The sequence below is a fragment of the Phenylobacterium sp. genome (assembly GCF_030693625.1).
GTDB lineage: Bacteria > Pseudomonadota > Alphaproteobacteria > Caulobacterales > Caulobacteraceae > Phenylobacterium > Phenylobacterium ferrooxidans.
On record NZ_JAUYAF010000050.1, the window covers coordinates 1 to 15,044 of the forward strand.

15 protein-coding genes and 1 tRNA gene are annotated in these 15,044 nt (G+C 67.4%); 7 read left to right on the top strand and 9 right to left on the bottom strand.

The window, feature by feature from the left end; all coding sequences use genetic code 11:
* Positions 1-225: 225 nt before the first annotated feature.
* Together Q8N10_RS10375 and Q8N10_RS10380 are read right to left on the bottom strand one after the other, a co-directional pair.
* Positions 226-408: a hypothetical protein gene (locus Q8N10_RS10375; protein WP_304781283.1), complete on the bottom strand. Its 183-nt coding sequence runs from the start codon at positions 406-408 to the stop codon at positions 226-228.
* A 129-nt stretch (positions 409-537) separates the two neighbouring features.
* Complete coding sequence (locus tag Q8N10_RS10380) at positions 538-768, bottom strand: hypothetical protein (protein ID WP_370690237.1); 231 nt, start codon at positions 766-768, stop codon at positions 538-540.
* Between the two features lie 254 nt (positions 769-1,022).
* Between Q8N10_RS10380 and Q8N10_RS10385 the strand changes: the two genes are divergently transcribed.
* A complete protein-coding gene (locus Q8N10_RS10385; protein ID WP_304781277.1) occupies positions 1,023-1,220 on the top strand; it encodes a hypothetical protein in 198 nt (65 codons plus the stop codon).
* A gap of 105 nt (positions 1,221-1,325) precedes the next feature.
* On the opposite strand, the gene glf is transcribed toward Q8N10_RS10385, so the two are convergent.
* Positions 1,326-3,734: a UDP-galactopyranose mutase gene (gene glf, locus Q8N10_RS10390; RefSeq protein ID WP_304781274.1), complete on the bottom strand. Its 2,409-nt coding sequence runs from the start codon at positions 3,732-3,734 to the stop codon at positions 1,326-1,328.
* A gap of 98 nt (positions 3,735-3,832) precedes the next feature.
* Positions 3,833-4,873 carry a UDP-glucose 4-epimerase GalE gene (galE, locus tag Q8N10_RS10395; RefSeq protein ID WP_304781271.1) on the bottom strand — a complete coding sequence of 347 codons (1,041 nt, stop codon included), beginning with the start codon at positions 4,871-4,873 and terminating at the stop codon, positions 3,833-3,835.
* A gap of 149 nt (positions 4,874-5,022) precedes the next feature.
* Here galE and Q8N10_RS10400 point away from each other — a divergent pair, with 149 nt between their 5' ends.
* The 4 genes from Q8N10_RS10400 (at position 5,023) to Q8N10_RS10415 (ending at position 9,929) form a co-directional block, all read left to right on the top strand.
* On the top strand, positions 5,023-7,236 hold the full coding sequence (locus Q8N10_RS10400) for an NAD(P)-dependent oxidoreductase (protein ID WP_304781269.1): 2,214 nt from the start codon (positions 5,023-5,025) through the stop codon (positions 7,234-7,236).
* Positions 7,237-7,366: 130 nt separating this feature from the next.
* A complete protein-coding gene (locus tag Q8N10_RS10405; RefSeq protein ID WP_304781266.1) occupies positions 7,367-7,606 on the top strand; it encodes a hypothetical protein in 240 nt (79 codons plus the stop codon).
* Positions 7,607-7,695: 89 nt separating this feature from the next.
* The gene (locus Q8N10_RS10410; RefSeq protein WP_304781264.1) at positions 7,696-8,988 is read left to right on the top strand and encodes a family 1 glycosylhydrolase; all 1,293 of its coding nucleotides are present in this window, start codon (positions 7,696-7,698) and stop codon (positions 8,986-8,988) included.
* Between the two features lie 101 nt (positions 8,989-9,089).
* The gene (locus tag Q8N10_RS10415; RefSeq protein WP_304781262.1) at positions 9,090-9,929 is read left to right on the top strand and encodes an alpha/beta fold hydrolase; all 840 of its coding nucleotides are present in this window, start codon (positions 9,090-9,092) and stop codon (positions 9,927-9,929) included.
* Between the two features lie 162 nt (positions 9,930-10,091).
* Here Q8N10_RS10415 and Q8N10_RS10420 read toward each other — a convergent pair whose 3' ends face one another.
* Both Q8N10_RS10420 and Q8N10_RS10425 read right to left on the bottom strand, forming a co-directional pair.
* Complete coding sequence (locus tag Q8N10_RS10420) at positions 10,092-10,271, bottom strand: hypothetical protein (protein ID WP_304781259.1); 180 nt, start codon at positions 10,269-10,271, stop codon at positions 10,092-10,094.
* A 192-nt stretch (positions 10,272-10,463) separates the two neighbouring features.
* A tRNA-Thr gene (locus Q8N10_RS10425) sits at positions 10,464-10,539 on the bottom strand.
* A gap of 128 nt (positions 10,540-10,667) precedes the next feature.
* Here Q8N10_RS10425 and Q8N10_RS10430 point away from each other — a divergent pair.
* Together Q8N10_RS10430 and Q8N10_RS10435 are read left to right on the top strand one after the other, a co-directional pair.
* Positions 10,668-11,180, top strand: coding sequence for an SRPBCC family protein (locus Q8N10_RS10430; protein WP_304781256.1), 513 nt, complete (start codon positions 10,668-10,670; stop codon positions 11,178-11,180).
* A gap of 352 nt (positions 11,181-11,532) precedes the next feature.
* On the top strand, positions 11,533-12,942 hold the full coding sequence (locus Q8N10_RS10435; protein ID WP_304781253.1) for an amidase: 1,410 nt from the start codon (positions 11,533-11,535) through the stop codon (positions 12,940-12,942).
* A 68-nt stretch (positions 12,943-13,010) separates the two neighbouring features.
* On the opposite strand, the gene Q8N10_RS10440 is transcribed toward Q8N10_RS10435, so the two are convergent.
* The 3 genes from Q8N10_RS10440 to Q8N10_RS10450 form a co-directional block, all read right to left on the bottom strand.
* Positions 13,011-13,811, bottom strand: coding sequence for an ABC transporter permease (locus tag Q8N10_RS10440; RefSeq protein WP_305663915.1), 801 nt, complete (start codon positions 13,809-13,811; stop codon positions 13,011-13,013).
* 10 nt (positions 13,812-13,821) lie between these two features.
* A complete protein-coding gene (locus tag Q8N10_RS10445; protein WP_305663916.1) occupies positions 13,822-14,706 on the bottom strand; it encodes an ABC transporter permease subunit in 885 nt (294 codons plus the stop codon).
* Positions 14,703-15,044 (bottom strand): TOBE domain-containing protein (locus tag Q8N10_RS10450; protein ID WP_305663917.1); only part of this gene is annotated, 342 nt, incomplete at its 5' end. The genes Q8N10_RS10445 and Q8N10_RS10450, both read right to left, overlap by 4 nt.

Consider the following 15,044-nt stretch of genomic DNA (forward strand, 5'->3'; position numbering starts at 1 on the left):
CCTAGAGCATGATCGCTTGAGACGGAACCGCGCAGCGGTCCCGGCTCAGGCGTGAATCATGCTCTCGCTTAAATCTGGGAGCCTGATCCACCGCATCGGCGGAATCGCGAAGCGATTCCACCTCAACGGATCAGGCTCTAGGCGGGATCAGGAAGGGTGGAAACCGGTTTTCCGCAGGCGCCTGCCGCCCGGCCCTTCGGCCAGCAGGGACCTGGCCGCAGCGGTCTATTCCGGCGGCTGCGGCTCGAAGCGCTGGACCATCCGGGCCTGTTGCCACAGTTCCATGGCGTGCTCGTGGGTGTGCTGGCGCGCAAGTTCGATGGCCGACGCGTCGTTCTCGCACTCGAAGGCGACAGCGCGGCTGATGCGCCCGTTGGCGCCCAGGAAGTATATCCGATAATCCAGCATTCAGGCTTCAGCGTCTCCGGCACCTACACCTAGCATATAGTGTGATCGAGGGTCGCAGGAAAACGCAGATGCGATCTATACCTGGAAAGTCAGGTAGTCGACACAGTGGGCTTCTATCAGGTTTGGACTTTACGCCTTGAGGGACCGCCAACTGACCTTCAGGGCGTCGAAGGCGGGGTCCGTCTCTGTTTCCAGATTGTGGCGTTGGTGGATCTTGCAGCCGATCATGTCGTGGTTGCGCCACTTGGCCCGCACGATGAACACCTCGCCGTCGGGCACGTGCAGCACGGTCAGTGCCTTGGGCAGGGGGACCAGGGCCGGAATTTCCAGCTTCAGGCCGCTGGAGCTGACGTCGCGCATGGTCGCGTCCCACCAGGAACCGAGAGCGGGGCCATAGAACACCCGCACCCGATCGCTCGTCGGCGCGCGGGGTTCAATACGACGATCAAGCCACTGAGCTTCAGACATGGAGCAGAGACATAGGCCAAGGATGCTAAATTTTTCTAAGCTTCGCCGCATGGCCGACATGGGGCCAAAATGAACGGGGGCTGCACCGTTCGCTCAGGCTCGCGCCAACCGGCGGGGCGCACACCCACTCCGACTGGGAGGACAGGATGGCGCTCTACAATCTCTTCTTGATCGATCCCCGTGGGGCCGTGCTCCGCCGTCTGGCCCTCGAGGCGGAAAGCGACGGAGAGGTGATGAGTTTGGTCGGCGGCCACGACGACGGCCACGACATCGAGATTTGGAGTGGCGAACGCCTGGTCGCGATCTTCCGCAGCGAAAAGAAGCGGCCCTCGCAGGAAGGCTAGCGCGGCCTCACGACGCGGGTTGAACCAGAACCAGCGAGGCGACCGCGTGACGCGCAGCCCAGCGCCCCACGGGGGTTGTCCTGCATCCCCGGCTCTCCCGGCGACCTACTCAGCGGCGGTCGCCGACGCCAGTTCGAGAGCGTTCAGGCGGCCCTCGGCCTCGGCGATGCGCCGGTAGCTGGCCAGCGCCTGACCGACGACCTGATCCATATTGTAGTATCGATAGGTCGCCAGGCGGCCGACGAAATGGACTCCGGGCGTTTCCAGGGCCAAGGCCTCGTAACGCTTGAACAGCGCCTGGTTCTCGGGGCGCGGGATTGGGTAGTACGGGTCGCCTTCGGTCTGGGGAAACTCGTAGGTGACCGTGGTCTTCGGATGAGTCTGGCCCGTGATGTGCTTGTACTCGCTGATCCGGGTGTAGGGGGTGGCTTCATCCGGGTAGTTGACCGTCCCCACCGATTGGAACCACTCGCGATCCAGGGTTTCATGGCGGAAGGCCAGGCTCCGGTAGGGCAGCTTTCCAAACCGGTGATCGAAGAATTCGTCGATCGGCCCCGTGAAGATCAGCTCGTCGTAGAGGGTGTCGCTGCGGACGTCCTGGAAATTGACCCCCGTCTCGACGGTGATGTTGGGGTGGTCGAGCATGGTCTCGAACATGCGCGTATAGCCGTCGGCCGGCATGGCCTGGAAGCTGTCGACGAAATAGCGGTCATCGTCATTGGTGCGGGTGGGCACCCGCGCGGTCACCGACTTGTCCAGCTCGGAGGGATCCATGCCCCACTGCTTGCGGGTGTAGCCCTCGAAGAACCGCTGATAGAGGTCCATCCCCACCTTGGAGACGACAACGTCCTTGGACGTCCGGATGCGGTCCACCGGCTCGGCGCGGCTTTCCAGGAAGGCCTCGGCCTCTGCGTCGGTGGTCAGGGTCAGGCCGTAGAGCTTGTTGAGGGTGGTGCGGTTGATCGGCATGGGCACAAGCATGTCAGACACCGAGGCCAGCACGCGGTGCTCATAGGGGCGCCACTTGGTGAACCGCGACAGGTAGCTCGCGATCTCATCGGAGTTGGTGTGGAAGATGTGCGGGCCGTAGCGGTGCATCAGCACGCCGGCGGCGTCCTTTTCGTCAAAGGCGTTCCCGCCGATGTGGGGCCGCTTGTCGATCACCAGCACGCGCTTCCCCAGCCCCGCCGCCAGCCGCTCCGCCAGGACCGAGCCTGCGAAGCCCGCCCCGACGATGAGATAGTCGAACGACCGCGGCTGCACCGCCGTCCGGATCGTCGGCCGGGACACCGGAAGGGGCAGGGCTGCGCCGACCCGGCCGCTCGCCGCCCTGCGCTGGGCCGAAACCGCGGCGCTCATCAGGTCGTCCATCGCCCCGAACGTCACGTCCCAGGACGGGGCCGATAGGGCTTGGTCAACCTCATCGAGCCAGCCGGACGACCCGCCTGAGAGTTCAAGCGCCGCATCGCAGGCGGCGACGAAGGCGGGGGGCTCGGCGGCGATCTTGACGCCGCCCAGCTCGCCGTAGTGCCGGGCCACGTCGGTGATCGGCGTCGAGACCACCGGCGTGCCCCCGGCCAGGTACTCCGGCGTCTTGGTGGGGCTGATGAAGCGCGTGGACTCGTTGATGGCGAAGGGCATGAGCGCCACGTCCCACCCGGCCAGGTAGGTGGGCAGCACGTCATAGGTCTTGCCGCCCAGATAGTGGATATTGGACCGCTTCGGCAGCTGAGCCGGATCGATCTTGACCACCGGCCCCACCATCACCAGCGACCATTCCGGACGGGCGTCGGCGAGGGCGGCGATCAGCTCGAGGTCCATCCGTTCGTCGATGACGCCGTAGAAGCCAAGCCGGGGTCCGGGGATCGAGGCCTGATCCTCAGGCGCCTCGGTCATGGTCCGGGCTCGGCTGAAGTGTTCCCGATCAACGCTGGAGGGGAACGGATGGATGTTGTGGTGGCGATCGCGCTTGGCCTCGTAGAGGCTGTGGCCGCCGGTGAACACCACGTCGGCCAGGCTGAACAGTTCGCGCTCCCGGGCGGCGAGTTCAGGCGGGGCGAAGCGGAAATTGGCGAGCTCGTCCATGCAGTCATAGACGGTGCAGGCCGCATCGAGATGCCGCGAGAAGCCCAGCATCATCGGGGTGTAGTACCAGCGGGTGAGTTCGACGTCCTGCCCGGCAAGATGGGTGTCGAGCAGCTGGCGCAGGGCCGCGTCCTGGGCGGCGGCGTCCAGGCCCGGCGGCAGGATCGGGGTCGCCACGACGACCGGACTGGCCTCACACCGTCGCAACCGCAGTTCTGGCGCCGTCTGCGCGTCGCGGACCTCCGGCTCTTCCCAATAGAGCACCGCACGGTCCTGAGCGAACCGCGTCATCAGGTGCTGCGGGCGCTGGAAGACGAAGTCCCAGCGCAGGTGAGAAAAACACACAAGAAGACGGGGCCGCCCCATGCGCCGGATTTCCTGCACGGCGCCGCCGACCTGGATGGGGTTGGAACCTTCGATGATCTTCATGGCGGCCACTCTGAGAAAGGACTTGTCGAATTCGGCGTGTCAGTTGGGTCGGCCGCCAGCGTCGGAGCGCTCACCGCCGACCGGCCAGGCTGGCGGGGTCATGACAGGATGCCCGCGGGCTGCGGAGACGTCGCGCCGTAGGCCGGCGCCTTGTGCCAGGCCACGGCGGTGCGGATGATGTGGTCGAGATCCGAACAGCGCGGCGTCCATCCGAGCCGCCGGTTCGCGCGGGCGGGATCGGCGACGAGACTCGCCGGGTCGCCGGCGCGGCGAGCGCCCAGGCTGTGCGGCGGCGCGCGCCCGCAGGCGGCTTCGATGGCGGCGAGGACCTCGAACACCGAGGCGCCGTGGCCCGCGCCGATATTGAAGGCTTCGAACGCGCTGGGCGCCAGGGGCAGCTCCACCGCGGCGACGTGCGCCGCGGCGAGATCATCGACATGAACATAGTCCCGAAGGCAGGTGCCATCAGGGGTCGGGAAATCCGTGCCGAACACCGTCAGCGGCTTGCCGTGCCCCAGCGCCGCGGCGATGGCCAGGGGGATCAGATGGGTTTCGGGCTGGTGGGCTTCGCCGATCAGGCCGGAGGGATCGGCGCCGGCGGCGTTGAAATAGCGCAGCGCCACCGCCGAGAACCCGAACGCCGAGGCGTAGGCGGCGATCATCTTCTCGCCGGCCAGCTTGGTGTCGCCATAGGGGCTTGCGGGCGCCTTAGGGTTGTCTTCGCTCAGCAGGTCCAGTTCGAACCCGGCCGCGGCCTGGCCGTAGACCGCGGCGCTGGAGGAAAACACCACGCGTTGCACCTGCGCCTTGGCGGCGGCCTGCAGCACGCTGGCGAGCCCGGTGACATTGTGGGCCCAGAAGAGATCCGGCCGGCTGACGGAACGGCCCACCTCGATCAGGCCGGCGAAGTGAATGATGTGCCGCGCCTGGGTGCGGGCAAGCGCCTCGGCCACCGCCTCGGTATCTCGGATGTCGCCGTGGATGAAGTCACCCCATCTGACGGCGTCGCGGTAGCCGGAACTCAGGTTGTCAAAGACGACAGGATTGTGACCACGCTCGCGCAGAGCCTTTGCCGTGTGGGCGCCAATGTAGCCCGCGCCGCCTGTAACCAGCACGGTGTGTTCAGATTCTGAAGCCATGCCTCCTCAAATACGCGGGGTGGCACGCCGGTTCCTCGGTACGATTGTCGACAAAGCTTGGGAATACATCGCCGGAACAGGAACGATTCGGCGTCAGGCGCTTTGCGATTCTTGGTCCGCTGGGGCCGGGTCCCTCCGGGTAGGGTGACGTGCGGCGACTGCAGCTTTGGGGTGGCCTGGAATGCACGGTCAACCGTGTGGGCGACCAGTTCCACGATCAGGTCCGCCGTAGCGGGCACCATGATCGCATCGGCGATCTCGACCTCGTCGCCGACCTGGGCGTGCGCACGCTTCGTTACCCGGTGCTCTGGGAAAAGGTCGCGCCTGACCGGGCCGACGAATGTGACTGGCGTTGGACCGACGCGCGGCTCGACCGTCTCAAGGCCCTCGACATCGCGCCGATCGCGGGCCTGGTGCACCACGGCTCAGGACCCAGGCGCACCCACCTCCTTGATCCGAACTTCGCCGCCGGCCTCGCGGATTTCGCGCGCGCGGCGGCTGAACGGTATCCGCATGTCCGCGATTGGACGCCGGTCAACGAACCGCTGACCACGGCCCGGTTCAGCGCCCTCTACGGCCATTGGCACCCGCATGCGGCCGACGAAAAGACCTTCTGGGTCGCGCTTCTGAACCAGATCGACGGTGTCAGGCTATCGATGGCCGCGATCCGTCAGGTCACGCCCGACGCGCGGCTGATCCAGACCGAGGACCTTGGCCGCACCTATGCCACTCCGGGCGCGGCCTACCAGGCGACCTATGACAACGACCGGCGGTGGATGACTTGGGACCTGCTGGAAGGTCGCGTGACCCGGGATCATCCGCTATGGCGGCGCCTGGCCCGCATGGACCTCGGCGATCGCCTGGCCGCGATCGCGCAGGCGCCCTGTCCCAGCGACGTGATCGGCGTCAATCACTATGTGACCAGTGACCGCCACCTCGACCATCGGCTCGAGCGCTACCCTTTTCACACGCGGGGGGGCAACGGCCTCAGAGGCTATGCCGATGTTGAGGCCGTCCGGGTGATCCAACCGGGCCCCGGCCTGGTGGAAGGCGCGATGGGCGAGGCCTGGGATCGCTATGGCCGTACCCTGGCCCTCACCGAATGCCACCTGGGCTGCACCCGCGAGGAGCAGATCCGCTGGCTCCGGGAGGCTTGGGACAGCGCCCAGGCCTTGCGTGACCGGGGCGCGGACGTCGAGGCGGTGACCGCCTGGGCGCTGTTTGGCTCCTACGACTGGGACAATCTGCTAACCCGGGCCGATGGTGGCTACGAAACCGGCGCCTTCGATCTGAGGGGACCCGTCCCCCGGCCCACCGCCCTGGCGGCCACGATCCGCAGCCTGGCCCGTGGTGAGCAGGATCCGTCTCCGGCCGGGGCCGGGCCCGGCTGGTGGCGTCGCGACGTGCGCCTGATCTATTCGCCGGTGTTCACCTCTGTGCAGCATCCGCAGCCGCGCCCGGCCTGGCATGCGCCGCAGGGCGGCGGCCGGCCGCTGCTGATCACCGGCGCCTCAGGCACGCTGGGCGCGGCGATGGCCAGGAGCTGCGAGTGGCGCGGTCTGGGCTACATGCTGACCGACCGTGCGTCCCTCAGTCTTGACGATCCTGCTCAGATGGCCGCAGCCCTGGACCGGTTGCAGCCTTGGGCGGTCATCAACACCGCAGGCTGGGTGCGCGTCGATGAGGCCGAGCAGGCGTCTGAAGCGTGTTTCGCGGCCAACGCCTCCGGAGCCGCCCGCTTGGCCGAGGCCTGTGCGGCGCGAGGCCTGCCCTTCGTGGGGTTCTCCAGCGACCTGGTGTTCGACGGAAAAGCCGATCGCCCCTATGTCGAGAGCGACGCCGCCGGCCCGCTCAACGTCTACGGCGCCAGCAAACTCGCCGCGGAGCGTCACGTCATCAGCGCCAACGACCGCGCCCTGATGATCCGCACCGCGGCGTTCTTCTCTCCCTACGACCCCCACAACTTTGCGTCCCAGTTGGTTCACCGCCTCGCCGCCGGACAGTCGGTGATCGCCGCCGGGGACCAGGTCGTCTCTCCCACCTATGTCCCCGACCTTGTCGACGCCGTGCTGGATCTGCTGATCGACGGTGAGACGGGCCTCTGGCACCTGACCAATGAAGGCGCTGTCAGTTGGGCGGAGTTTGGCGGTCTTGTCGCCCGGGCCTTTGGGTTCGACGCCCGCGAGGTCCGGGCCGCGCCCTGGCGCACCTTGGGTTGGACCGCGGAACGGCCGGCCTATGCCGCGCTGGCCAGTGGTCGGGGCCGGTTGATGCCCACCTTGGAGAGTGCGATCGCGCGCTATCGCCAGAGCCTGTCGCACGAAGGCGGCCTGCGAAACGCCGGGGCGACGCACGCAGCGTGAGTAGCGGCTACGACGGGCGTGACCGGAGCGTCCTACGTCAGCCTGCGACAACCTGGCCTCGGCGTGTTTCGTTCCGGTTCATCTTTCAGAGCCCTAGGATGAGGCTCAACACGAGTCGGGAGGGGTCCCTGTGTCGCTATCGAGTTTCTCAGACGTTTTTGCGATCTCCCATGAGCGGGGGTACGAGGAGTCCATCGAGGTCGGGGACCTGGTCCGCACCGGTCCAAACCACCATCCGCACTTCACCGTGGTCGCGGTCGATGGTGACAAGGCTTGGGTGCGGAACGTCTTGGACGGGGGTGACGCCCTGGCCCTGATCAGCCGATGCCGCCGCATCTATCCCGACGCCCGGGCGATCGCCGCCGAATAGGCAGGGGGGGTGAACCTCGCGGGGCTGCGGCGGGTTTAGGTGGGGCGGCGCGGTTGGCCCGCCCAGGAGTATCCGCCATTTCCGCTTTCATGTTCGCCACCGGGATTGAGAACAGCATCCCGAAGATCAAGGGCGGGTCCGTCCGCGTCGACCAGATGGAGTCCTGTGGCCACTACCGCCACTGGCGGCGCGACTTCGACTGTGTCGAGGAGCTGGGTTTGCGCTTCCTGCGCTACGGCCCGCCGCTGCACACGACCCTCACAGGTCCCCAGCAGTATGACTGGGCCTTCGCCGATGAAACCTTCGCCGACCTGCTGCGGCGTGACATCGTGCCGATCGTTGACCTCTGCCATTTCGGCGTGCCCGACTGGCTCGGGGACTTTCAGAATCCGGACTTCCCGGTCCAGTTCGCCGCCTATGCGCGCGCCTTCGCCGGGCGCTTCCCGTGGGTGCAGCTCTACACCCCGGTCAACGAGATGTTCATCTGCGCCCAGTTCTCCGGGATGTTTGGCTGGTGGAACGAGCAGGGCACGTCCGACCGGACCTTCGTCACCGCGCTCAAGCATCTGGTGAAGGCCAATGTGCTGGCCATGCAGGCGATCCTTGAGGTCCGTCCCGACGCCATCTTCATTCAGAGCGAGTCGTCAGAGTATTTCCATGCCGAGACGCCGGCGGCGATCAAGCAGGCGGAGATCGAGAATTCGAAGCGCTTTCTGTCCCTGGACCTGAACTACGGACATCGCGTCGATTCAGAGATGTATGAATACCTTTTCGACAATGGGATGACGCGGGAAGAATACCATTTCTTCCTGTCCAACAGGCTGCGGCATCATTGCATCCTCGGGAATGACTACTACTGGACCAATGAGCATCGGATAGCCGCCAGCGGTCAGCATCGCGCGTCGGGAGAGATCTTCGGATACAGCGAGATCACCCGGCAATATCACCAGCGCTACCGCCTGCCAGTGATGCATACCGAGACCAACCTCGTCGAGGGACCGAACGGCGACGAGGCGGTGAACTGGCTCTGGAAGCAATGGGCCAATGTGCTTCGGGTCCGAAATGATGGTGTGCCCACGGTCGGCTTCACCTGGTACTCCCTGACCGACCAGATGGACTGGGACACGGCCCTGCGGGAGACCAACGGCAACGTTCACCCGGTGGGGCTCTACGACCTCAACCGCGAGATCCGCGCGGTCGGTAAGTCCTACAAGCAGCTCATCGCCGACTGGAGCGAGGTCCTCCCAACCCAGAGCGTGTGCTTGAGCGTGCCCATTGTCCTGCCGTCGGAGTACCAGGCGGGCGAGGCGCAGCGGCAGCGGGACGGCGCGCGCCAGCTGCGGCGCAGTGAACAACGCACCGGCGTGGGGGAGGTCGGCTAGGCTGTCTCGCCGCCGGCTCGGCGCAGCCCTGCTTGACGGCGATCGCGCATCTCCAGGTCTGAATAACCGGAACCTGAGGTCTGGCTCCGCCTTTGGTCAGCATGACCCCGCTTCCGCAGACCCTCGACGCACCCCCGGCGCCGGGCTTGGCCTTCGCTCAGACGGGCGCCGGGCGAGACGTCATCCTGATCCACGGCGCCATGACCTGCCGCGAGGACATGGCCATCGCCCTGTTCAGCGCTCTGGAAAGCGAGTTCAGGGTGACGGCCTTCGACCGGCCGGGGCATGGACAGAACCTGACACCCGTCGCCGGCGCGCCTTGGCGTCAAGCCGAGGCGGTGCACGCGGCGGCCCAGTCGCTCGGCCTGGTGCGGCCAGTGGTGGTCGGCCACTCCTTCGGCGGCGCGGTGGCGCTGGCCTATGCCCAGCGCTTTCCCGATGAGACGGCCGGCGTCGTCGCCCTGTCGCCCATCGCGTTCCCCGAGCCCAGGCTCGAGCAGTTCCTGTTCGGGCCGCGCGCCATGCCCGGACCCGTCGGCTTCTGGTGTCACTCCCTGGGCCGCCTGACCGATCCGCTGCTGCTTCCGGTCTTGTGGCGCGCGATGTTTCTACCCCAGGCCATGCCAGCCGGCTTCGCCGAGCAGTTTCCCTTCGCGCTCGCCGCGCGGGCCGGGCAGATGCTGGCCGAGGCCCAGGATGCGGCGCTGATGGCGCCTGGCGCGGCCTGGAACACCGCGGGCTACGGCGCCTGCCGGACGCCGGTCCACATTCTCGCCGGGGACCGCGACCTGGTGGTCAACACAGCCCTCCACGCGGACGGCCTGGCGCGGCTGCTGCCCCACGCGCGGCTGACCAAGCTCCCGGGCCTTGGCCACATGATCCATCACTTCGCTCAGCCGGCGATCGCTGATGCGATCCGAGAGCTTCACGCAGGCGTCTAGCGCCCTGCTGCGCCTGGCGCGGTGGCGGTGGACCGCCCGCGAGGGAGATCGAGCCCCGGAGGACGCAGGAGCGCCCGCCTCTCCAGCCTCAAGCGGCTCGGACTCAGGGATATCCCGCAAGAACGAGCGCACGAAGGGTTGCCGACGACGTAGAGCCGCGCGTCAGGCGACGGTCGGTATCTGAAAGCCGTCTGTAAAAATGTCGATGCTCAGGTGTCTCGGCGCTTCCGCCACCAGAGCGGCGGCGATCTGCCGAGCGCGCCAGGCGTCAGCGACACGATATAGCTCCACCCTCTGTCCAGCATAACGGCTGTCGGTGATGTGAAATTGAAAATCCTGCATAGCGCTCCCCGCGAGGCGGGAGCGCAAAGCGTCTCTCAGTCGCGGGCGCCTGTGGCCGCTGTCCGCGATGGGTCACCTATGCGCCCAAGCGTCACCCTTAGCCAGCGCCGCGCCCGCCGCCCTTGCCGCTGCGACGCGCCCTGGGCCTCCCGGATCCCTTCGGAGTGGCCTCGGGAGTCCATGCAAGGGGAGTGGTGCCGGATACAGGACTCGAACCCGTGACCTTCGGTTTACAAAACCGCTGCTCTACCAGCTGAGCTAATCCGGCGTCTGGTGGCCCGCTCGGGCCGACCCTCCTTAGCCGTTTCGGCCGCTGCGGGGCAACGGCTTCCGGTCTTGACCTGAGTCAACGAGCGCCGCCGACGCGCCGCCTAGTCTGCCGTCAGGAGGTGACCCATGGCGGATCCGGAACTCGGCCCCACGACCTTTGGACGCGAAGGCGCGATGGTGACGGCCAGTCTCACGCGCTGGCTTGAGGCGTCTCCCGACGAGGTGTGGGCGGCCCTGTCCACGCCTGAGCGGCTGGTGCAGTGGCTGGCGCCGGGAAGCATCGACCTTCGGGTCGGCGGCGCGGTGCGTCTCGACTTCGGCGACAGCGGCATCGTCATCGACAGCGTGGTGACGGCTGTGACGCCGCTTGAGCGGCTGGACTATTCCTGGAGCGGGCCCTCCGATCCGCCCCGACCGATCTGCTGGCGGCTCGAGCCCCGGGATGGCGGCGTCGAGTTGACCCTCACCCTGATCCTGCCGCCGGATGACGATGCCGGACGATCGGCCGCCGGCTGGGCGGCGCATCTGGAAATGCTGGCCTGCGCCCTGGCTGGGGCGCCCATCGCCTTCCCGTTTGAACGGTTCAAGGCGACGCGGGAGGTCTATCGCGGCCAGGTCGCCGCGCAAGCCAGCGCCTGACGCCCACGGAAAAGGCGCTTCCGACCGAGCCAGAAGCGCCTACACCTGTCCCCCGACAGGTCGACTGTCGCTCCGCAGGAGCGCCGGTCCCGAAACCTGCACGGGTTATGTCGGAGTCTCGCGAACTCCGCAAACCGACGTATTGCCGCGGGGAGAAAGAGAAAGCCCCGGCGCTCCTGAAAAGGAGCCCGGGGCCAGGGCGACGGCTCAAGTCGGGGGGGCGATTTGCCGTCGCCCCCTATCAATTCGCCGGACGGAAGAGTGTTCCAAAGAAAAATGCTCCAGACGCGAATTTCTGTCTCGTCCCGATTGGGCCCTCTGTGATCCTCTGTCGCAAACAGGGAGAACGGCCATGAAGTTCGAGGAATATCGTCGGCACGACGCCGTGGGCCTGGCCGGACTGGTGAGCAAGGGCGAGGTTTCCGCCGCCGAACTGCTCGACACCGCCCTGGAGCGGATGGCTCAGGTCAATCCGGCGCTCAACGCTGTCACCCTGGAGCTCGCGGACTTCGGACGGAAGGAAGCCGCTGACAAGCCCACCGGCGCGCTGGCCGGCGTGCCCTATCTGCTGAAGGACCTGGGCGCCCTGTTGGAGGGCACAGTCACCTCATCGGGCTCGGCCCTGCTGAAGGACAATGTCGCGGTCGCCGACAGCGCCATCACCAAGGCCTATCGGGACGCGGGCCTGGTGATCTTCGGCAAGACCAACACCCCGGAGTTCGGTCTGCTGCCGGTCACCGAGAGCACCTTCCTGGGGCCCTGCCGTAATCCCTGGGATGTTTCGCGCACACCCGGCGGCTCCTCGGGCGGGGCGGCCTCGGCGGTCGCGGCCGGGATCGTGCCCGCGGCCCACGCCAGCGATGGCGGCGGCTCGATCCGCACGCCCGCCTCGGCCTGCGGCCTGTTCGGCATGAAGCCTTCGCGGGGCCGGGTTTCCTTCGCGCCGCTGGGGGAGGGGTGGGGCGGCGCCTCGGTCCAGCATGCGGTCACGCGTTCGGTTCGCGACTCGGCCGTCCTGCTGGACATCGCCTGCCAGCCGCAGGTCGGCGACCCCTATTACCTGGCCGCGCCCTCCAGGCCTTACGCCGACGAGGTCGCCCGCCCGCCCGGCAGCCTGCGCATCGGCTTCACCACCGCGGCCCTGGCCTCGGACGCCCTGGATCCGGAATGCGCCCAGGCGGTGGTGGACGCCGCCAAGCTGTGCGCCAGTCTCGGTCACACGGTGGAGGAGGTGACCCTGCCGGGAAACCTGGCCGCCATGCAGCAGGCGGCGGGCGACGTCATCGCCGCCAGCGTCGCGGCCACCTTCGACGCGGAGGCCGAGCGCCGGGGACGCCCGGTCACCGACGCCGACGTGGAGATGCTGACCTGGGCCATGGCCCAACGTGGGGTCGGCGTCACCGGCGCCAGTTACGTTCGCGGCCTGGCGGCGATCCATGCCTATGGCCGGGCGGTGGCGGCGCTGTTCGAGACCTACGACGTGCTGCTGCTCTCGACCCTGGGCAGCCCGGCCATCCCCATCGGCCATCTCCATGAGGATCTGCGCCGGTTCAGCGAGCGGCTGTTCGCCTTCATGCCCAACACCCAGGCCTTCAACAACACTGGCCAGCCGGCCATGTCCGTGCCCCTCGCCTGGTCGAAGTCGAACCTGCCCATCGGCCTGCAGTTCGTGGGGCGGATGGGGGACGAGGCGACCCTGTTCCGCCTGGCCGGCCAGCTCGAGGTGGCCAAACCCTGGTTCGACCGATTCGCGCCGATCTAGAATTTATTCAATGGGTTGTGAGGAATAGTTCGACTCAGGCATGAACGACGCGGGGCCGAACTACGACTTCACGCGGCGCCTGAATCTGCGACACGGGCTCGCCGCTGCAGGAACAGGTAGGCCCCGATCACCCCGGTGGCCACCAGGCCGATCAGCAGGGTGGAGACCGCGTTGATCTCCGGGCTGACCCCGAGCCGCACCTGGCTGTAGATCCGCATCGGCAAGGTGGTGGCGCCCGGGCCTGAGGTGAAGCTGGCGATCACCAGGTCGTCCAGGGACAGGGTGAAGGCCAGCATCCAGGCCGCCGCCACGGCCGGCGCGATCATGGGCAAGGTCACCAGGACGAAGGCCTTCCACGGCGGACAGCCGAGGTCCTGGGCGGCTTCCGCCAGGCTGCGATCGACACTGCCCAGCCGGGCCTGGATGATGACGGTGGCGTAGGCGAGCGTCAGGGTCGTGTGGCTGAGGGTCACCGTCCAGAAGCCCCGGGGAAGCCCTGCGCCGACGAACAGCAGCAACAGGGCCAGGCCCAGGATCACCTCGGGCATAACCAGGGTCGCGTAGATCCCGCCCGCGAACAGCGTGCGCCCCCGAAAACCGCCGCGCGCCAGGGCCACGGCCGCCAGGGTTCCCAGCACGGTGGCGAAGGTGGCCGAGACCACGCCCACCCGCAGGGTGACCCAGATGGCGTCCAGCATCTGGCTGTCCTTGAACAGGGCGGCGTACCAACGGGTGGAGAATCCGCCCCAGACCGTGACCAGGCGGCTGGCGTTGAATGAATAGGCCACCAGGATGACGATCGGCGCGTAGAGGAACGTCAGGCCGAGGGCGATCGAGGCGATATTGAACGCCGAGGGGCCCCGTCTCATGCTGGCGCCCTCATGACATCACCTTGGCTTGCTGGCGTTCGAACAGCAGGATCGGGATGATCAGGGTGGCGAGCAGGACGATGGCCACCGCGGAGGCCGCCGGCCAATCACGGTTGGCGAAGAATTCGGTCCAGATCACCCGGCCCAGCATGAGGGTTTCCGACCCGCCCAACAGGTCGGGGATCACGAACTCGCCGGCCATCGGGATGAAGCACAGGAGCACGCCGGCTGCGGCGCCGGGAATCGAGAGGGGGAAGGTGACCCGCCAGAACGCCGCCAACGGCGTCGCCCCCAGATCCTGGGCCGCCTCGATCAGGCTTTCATCCTGACGGTCGAGCACGGCGTAGAGCGGCAACACCATGAACGGCAGGTAGGCGTAGACCAGGCCCAGCAGGACCGCGGTTTCGGTGTTGAGGATGTCGACGGGGGGCAGGCCCAGGGTGTGGAGGGCGGTGTTCAGCACGCCGGCGGGTTTGAGGATCGCGATCCAGGCGTAGATGCGGATCAGGAAGCTGGTCCAGAACGGCAGGATCACCGCCATCACCAGCGCCTGGCGGATCGCCACGGGACAGCGGCTGATCCCATAGGCGATCGGGTAGCCGATCATCAGCAGCATCCCGGAACCCAGGGCGGCGAGCCTGAGGCTGGAGAGATAGGCGTCGAGATAGAGCCGATCCCGGGTCAGCCGCGCATAGGTCTCGCCATCCAGGCCGTCGAGGAAGGCGCGCAGGCCGGCAAGGCCCTGGCTCCAGTCCAGGCGCGGCGCGTAGGGCGGGATGGCCAGGACCGTGTCGGAGAGCGACAGCTTGGCCACCAGCAGGAACGGCAAGGCGAAGAACACCGACAGCCACAGCAGGGGCAGGACGGCGGCCAGACCCGCGCGGCTCCGCCTCACCGGGTCAGCACCATGGCGCTGGAAGGCGCGAAGGTGAGCCAGACGGCGTCGCCGCAGGCAAGCGGTTGGTCGTCGGCGCGCGTTGCGTTGGCCCGCGCCGCCCGGATCGTCCGCCCCGGGGCGATCTCCACCAGATAGGTGGTCCAGTCGCCAAGGTAGCCGTAGTCCAGGAGCCGGCCCGCCAGCTGATTTGCGCCCGCGGCCGGGAGCGCGCCATGAATCGCGATCTTCTCCGGGCGGACGGCCAGCCAGGCCGTTGAACCCAATGGCGCCTCCCCTTCGGCCTGGAAGGTCCCGTCGGCGCTGACGAGACGGAGGCCGTCGGTTGTCCTTTCGAC

Coding starts and splice junctions, on each gene's coding strand:
- Q8N10_RS10415 (WP_304781262.1), top strand. CDS start 9,090: ATGACCCCGCTTCCGCAGACCCTCGACGCACCCCCGGCGCCGGGCTTG.
- Q8N10_RS10440 (WP_305663915.1), bottom strand. CDS start 13,811: ATGAGACGGGGCCCCTCGGCGTTCAATATCGCCTCGATCGCCCTCGGC.
- glf (WP_304781274.1), bottom strand. CDS start 3,734: ATGAAGATCATCGAAGGTTCCAACCCCATCCAGGTCGGCGGCGCCGTG.
- galE (WP_304781271.1), bottom strand. CDS start 4,873: ATGGCTTCAGAATCTGAACACACCGTGCTGGTTACAGGCGGCGCGGGC.
- Q8N10_RS10385 (WP_304781277.1), top strand. CDS start 1,023: ATGGCGCTCTACAATCTCTTCTTGATCGATCCCCGTGGGGCCGTGCTC.
- Q8N10_RS10410 (WP_304781264.1), top strand. CDS start 7,696: ATGTTCGCCACCGGGATTGAGAACAGCATCCCGAAGATCAAGGGCGGG.
- Q8N10_RS10380 (WP_370690237.1), bottom strand. CDS start 768: ATGCGCGACGTCAGCTCCAGCGGCCTGAAGCTGGAAATTCCGGCCCTG.
- Q8N10_RS10430 (WP_304781256.1), top strand. CDS start 10,668: ATGGCGGATCCGGAACTCGGCCCCACGACCTTTGGACGCGAAGGCGCG.
- Q8N10_RS10375 (WP_304781283.1), bottom strand. CDS start 408: ATGCTGGATTATCGGATATACTTCCTGGGCGCCAACGGGCGCATCAGC.
- Q8N10_RS10420 (WP_304781259.1), bottom strand. CDS start 10,271: ATGCAGGATTTTCAATTTCACATCACCGACAGCCGTTATGCTGGACAG.
- Q8N10_RS10435 (WP_304781253.1), top strand. CDS start 11,533: ATGAAGTTCGAGGAATATCGTCGGCACGACGCCGTGGGCCTGGCCGGA.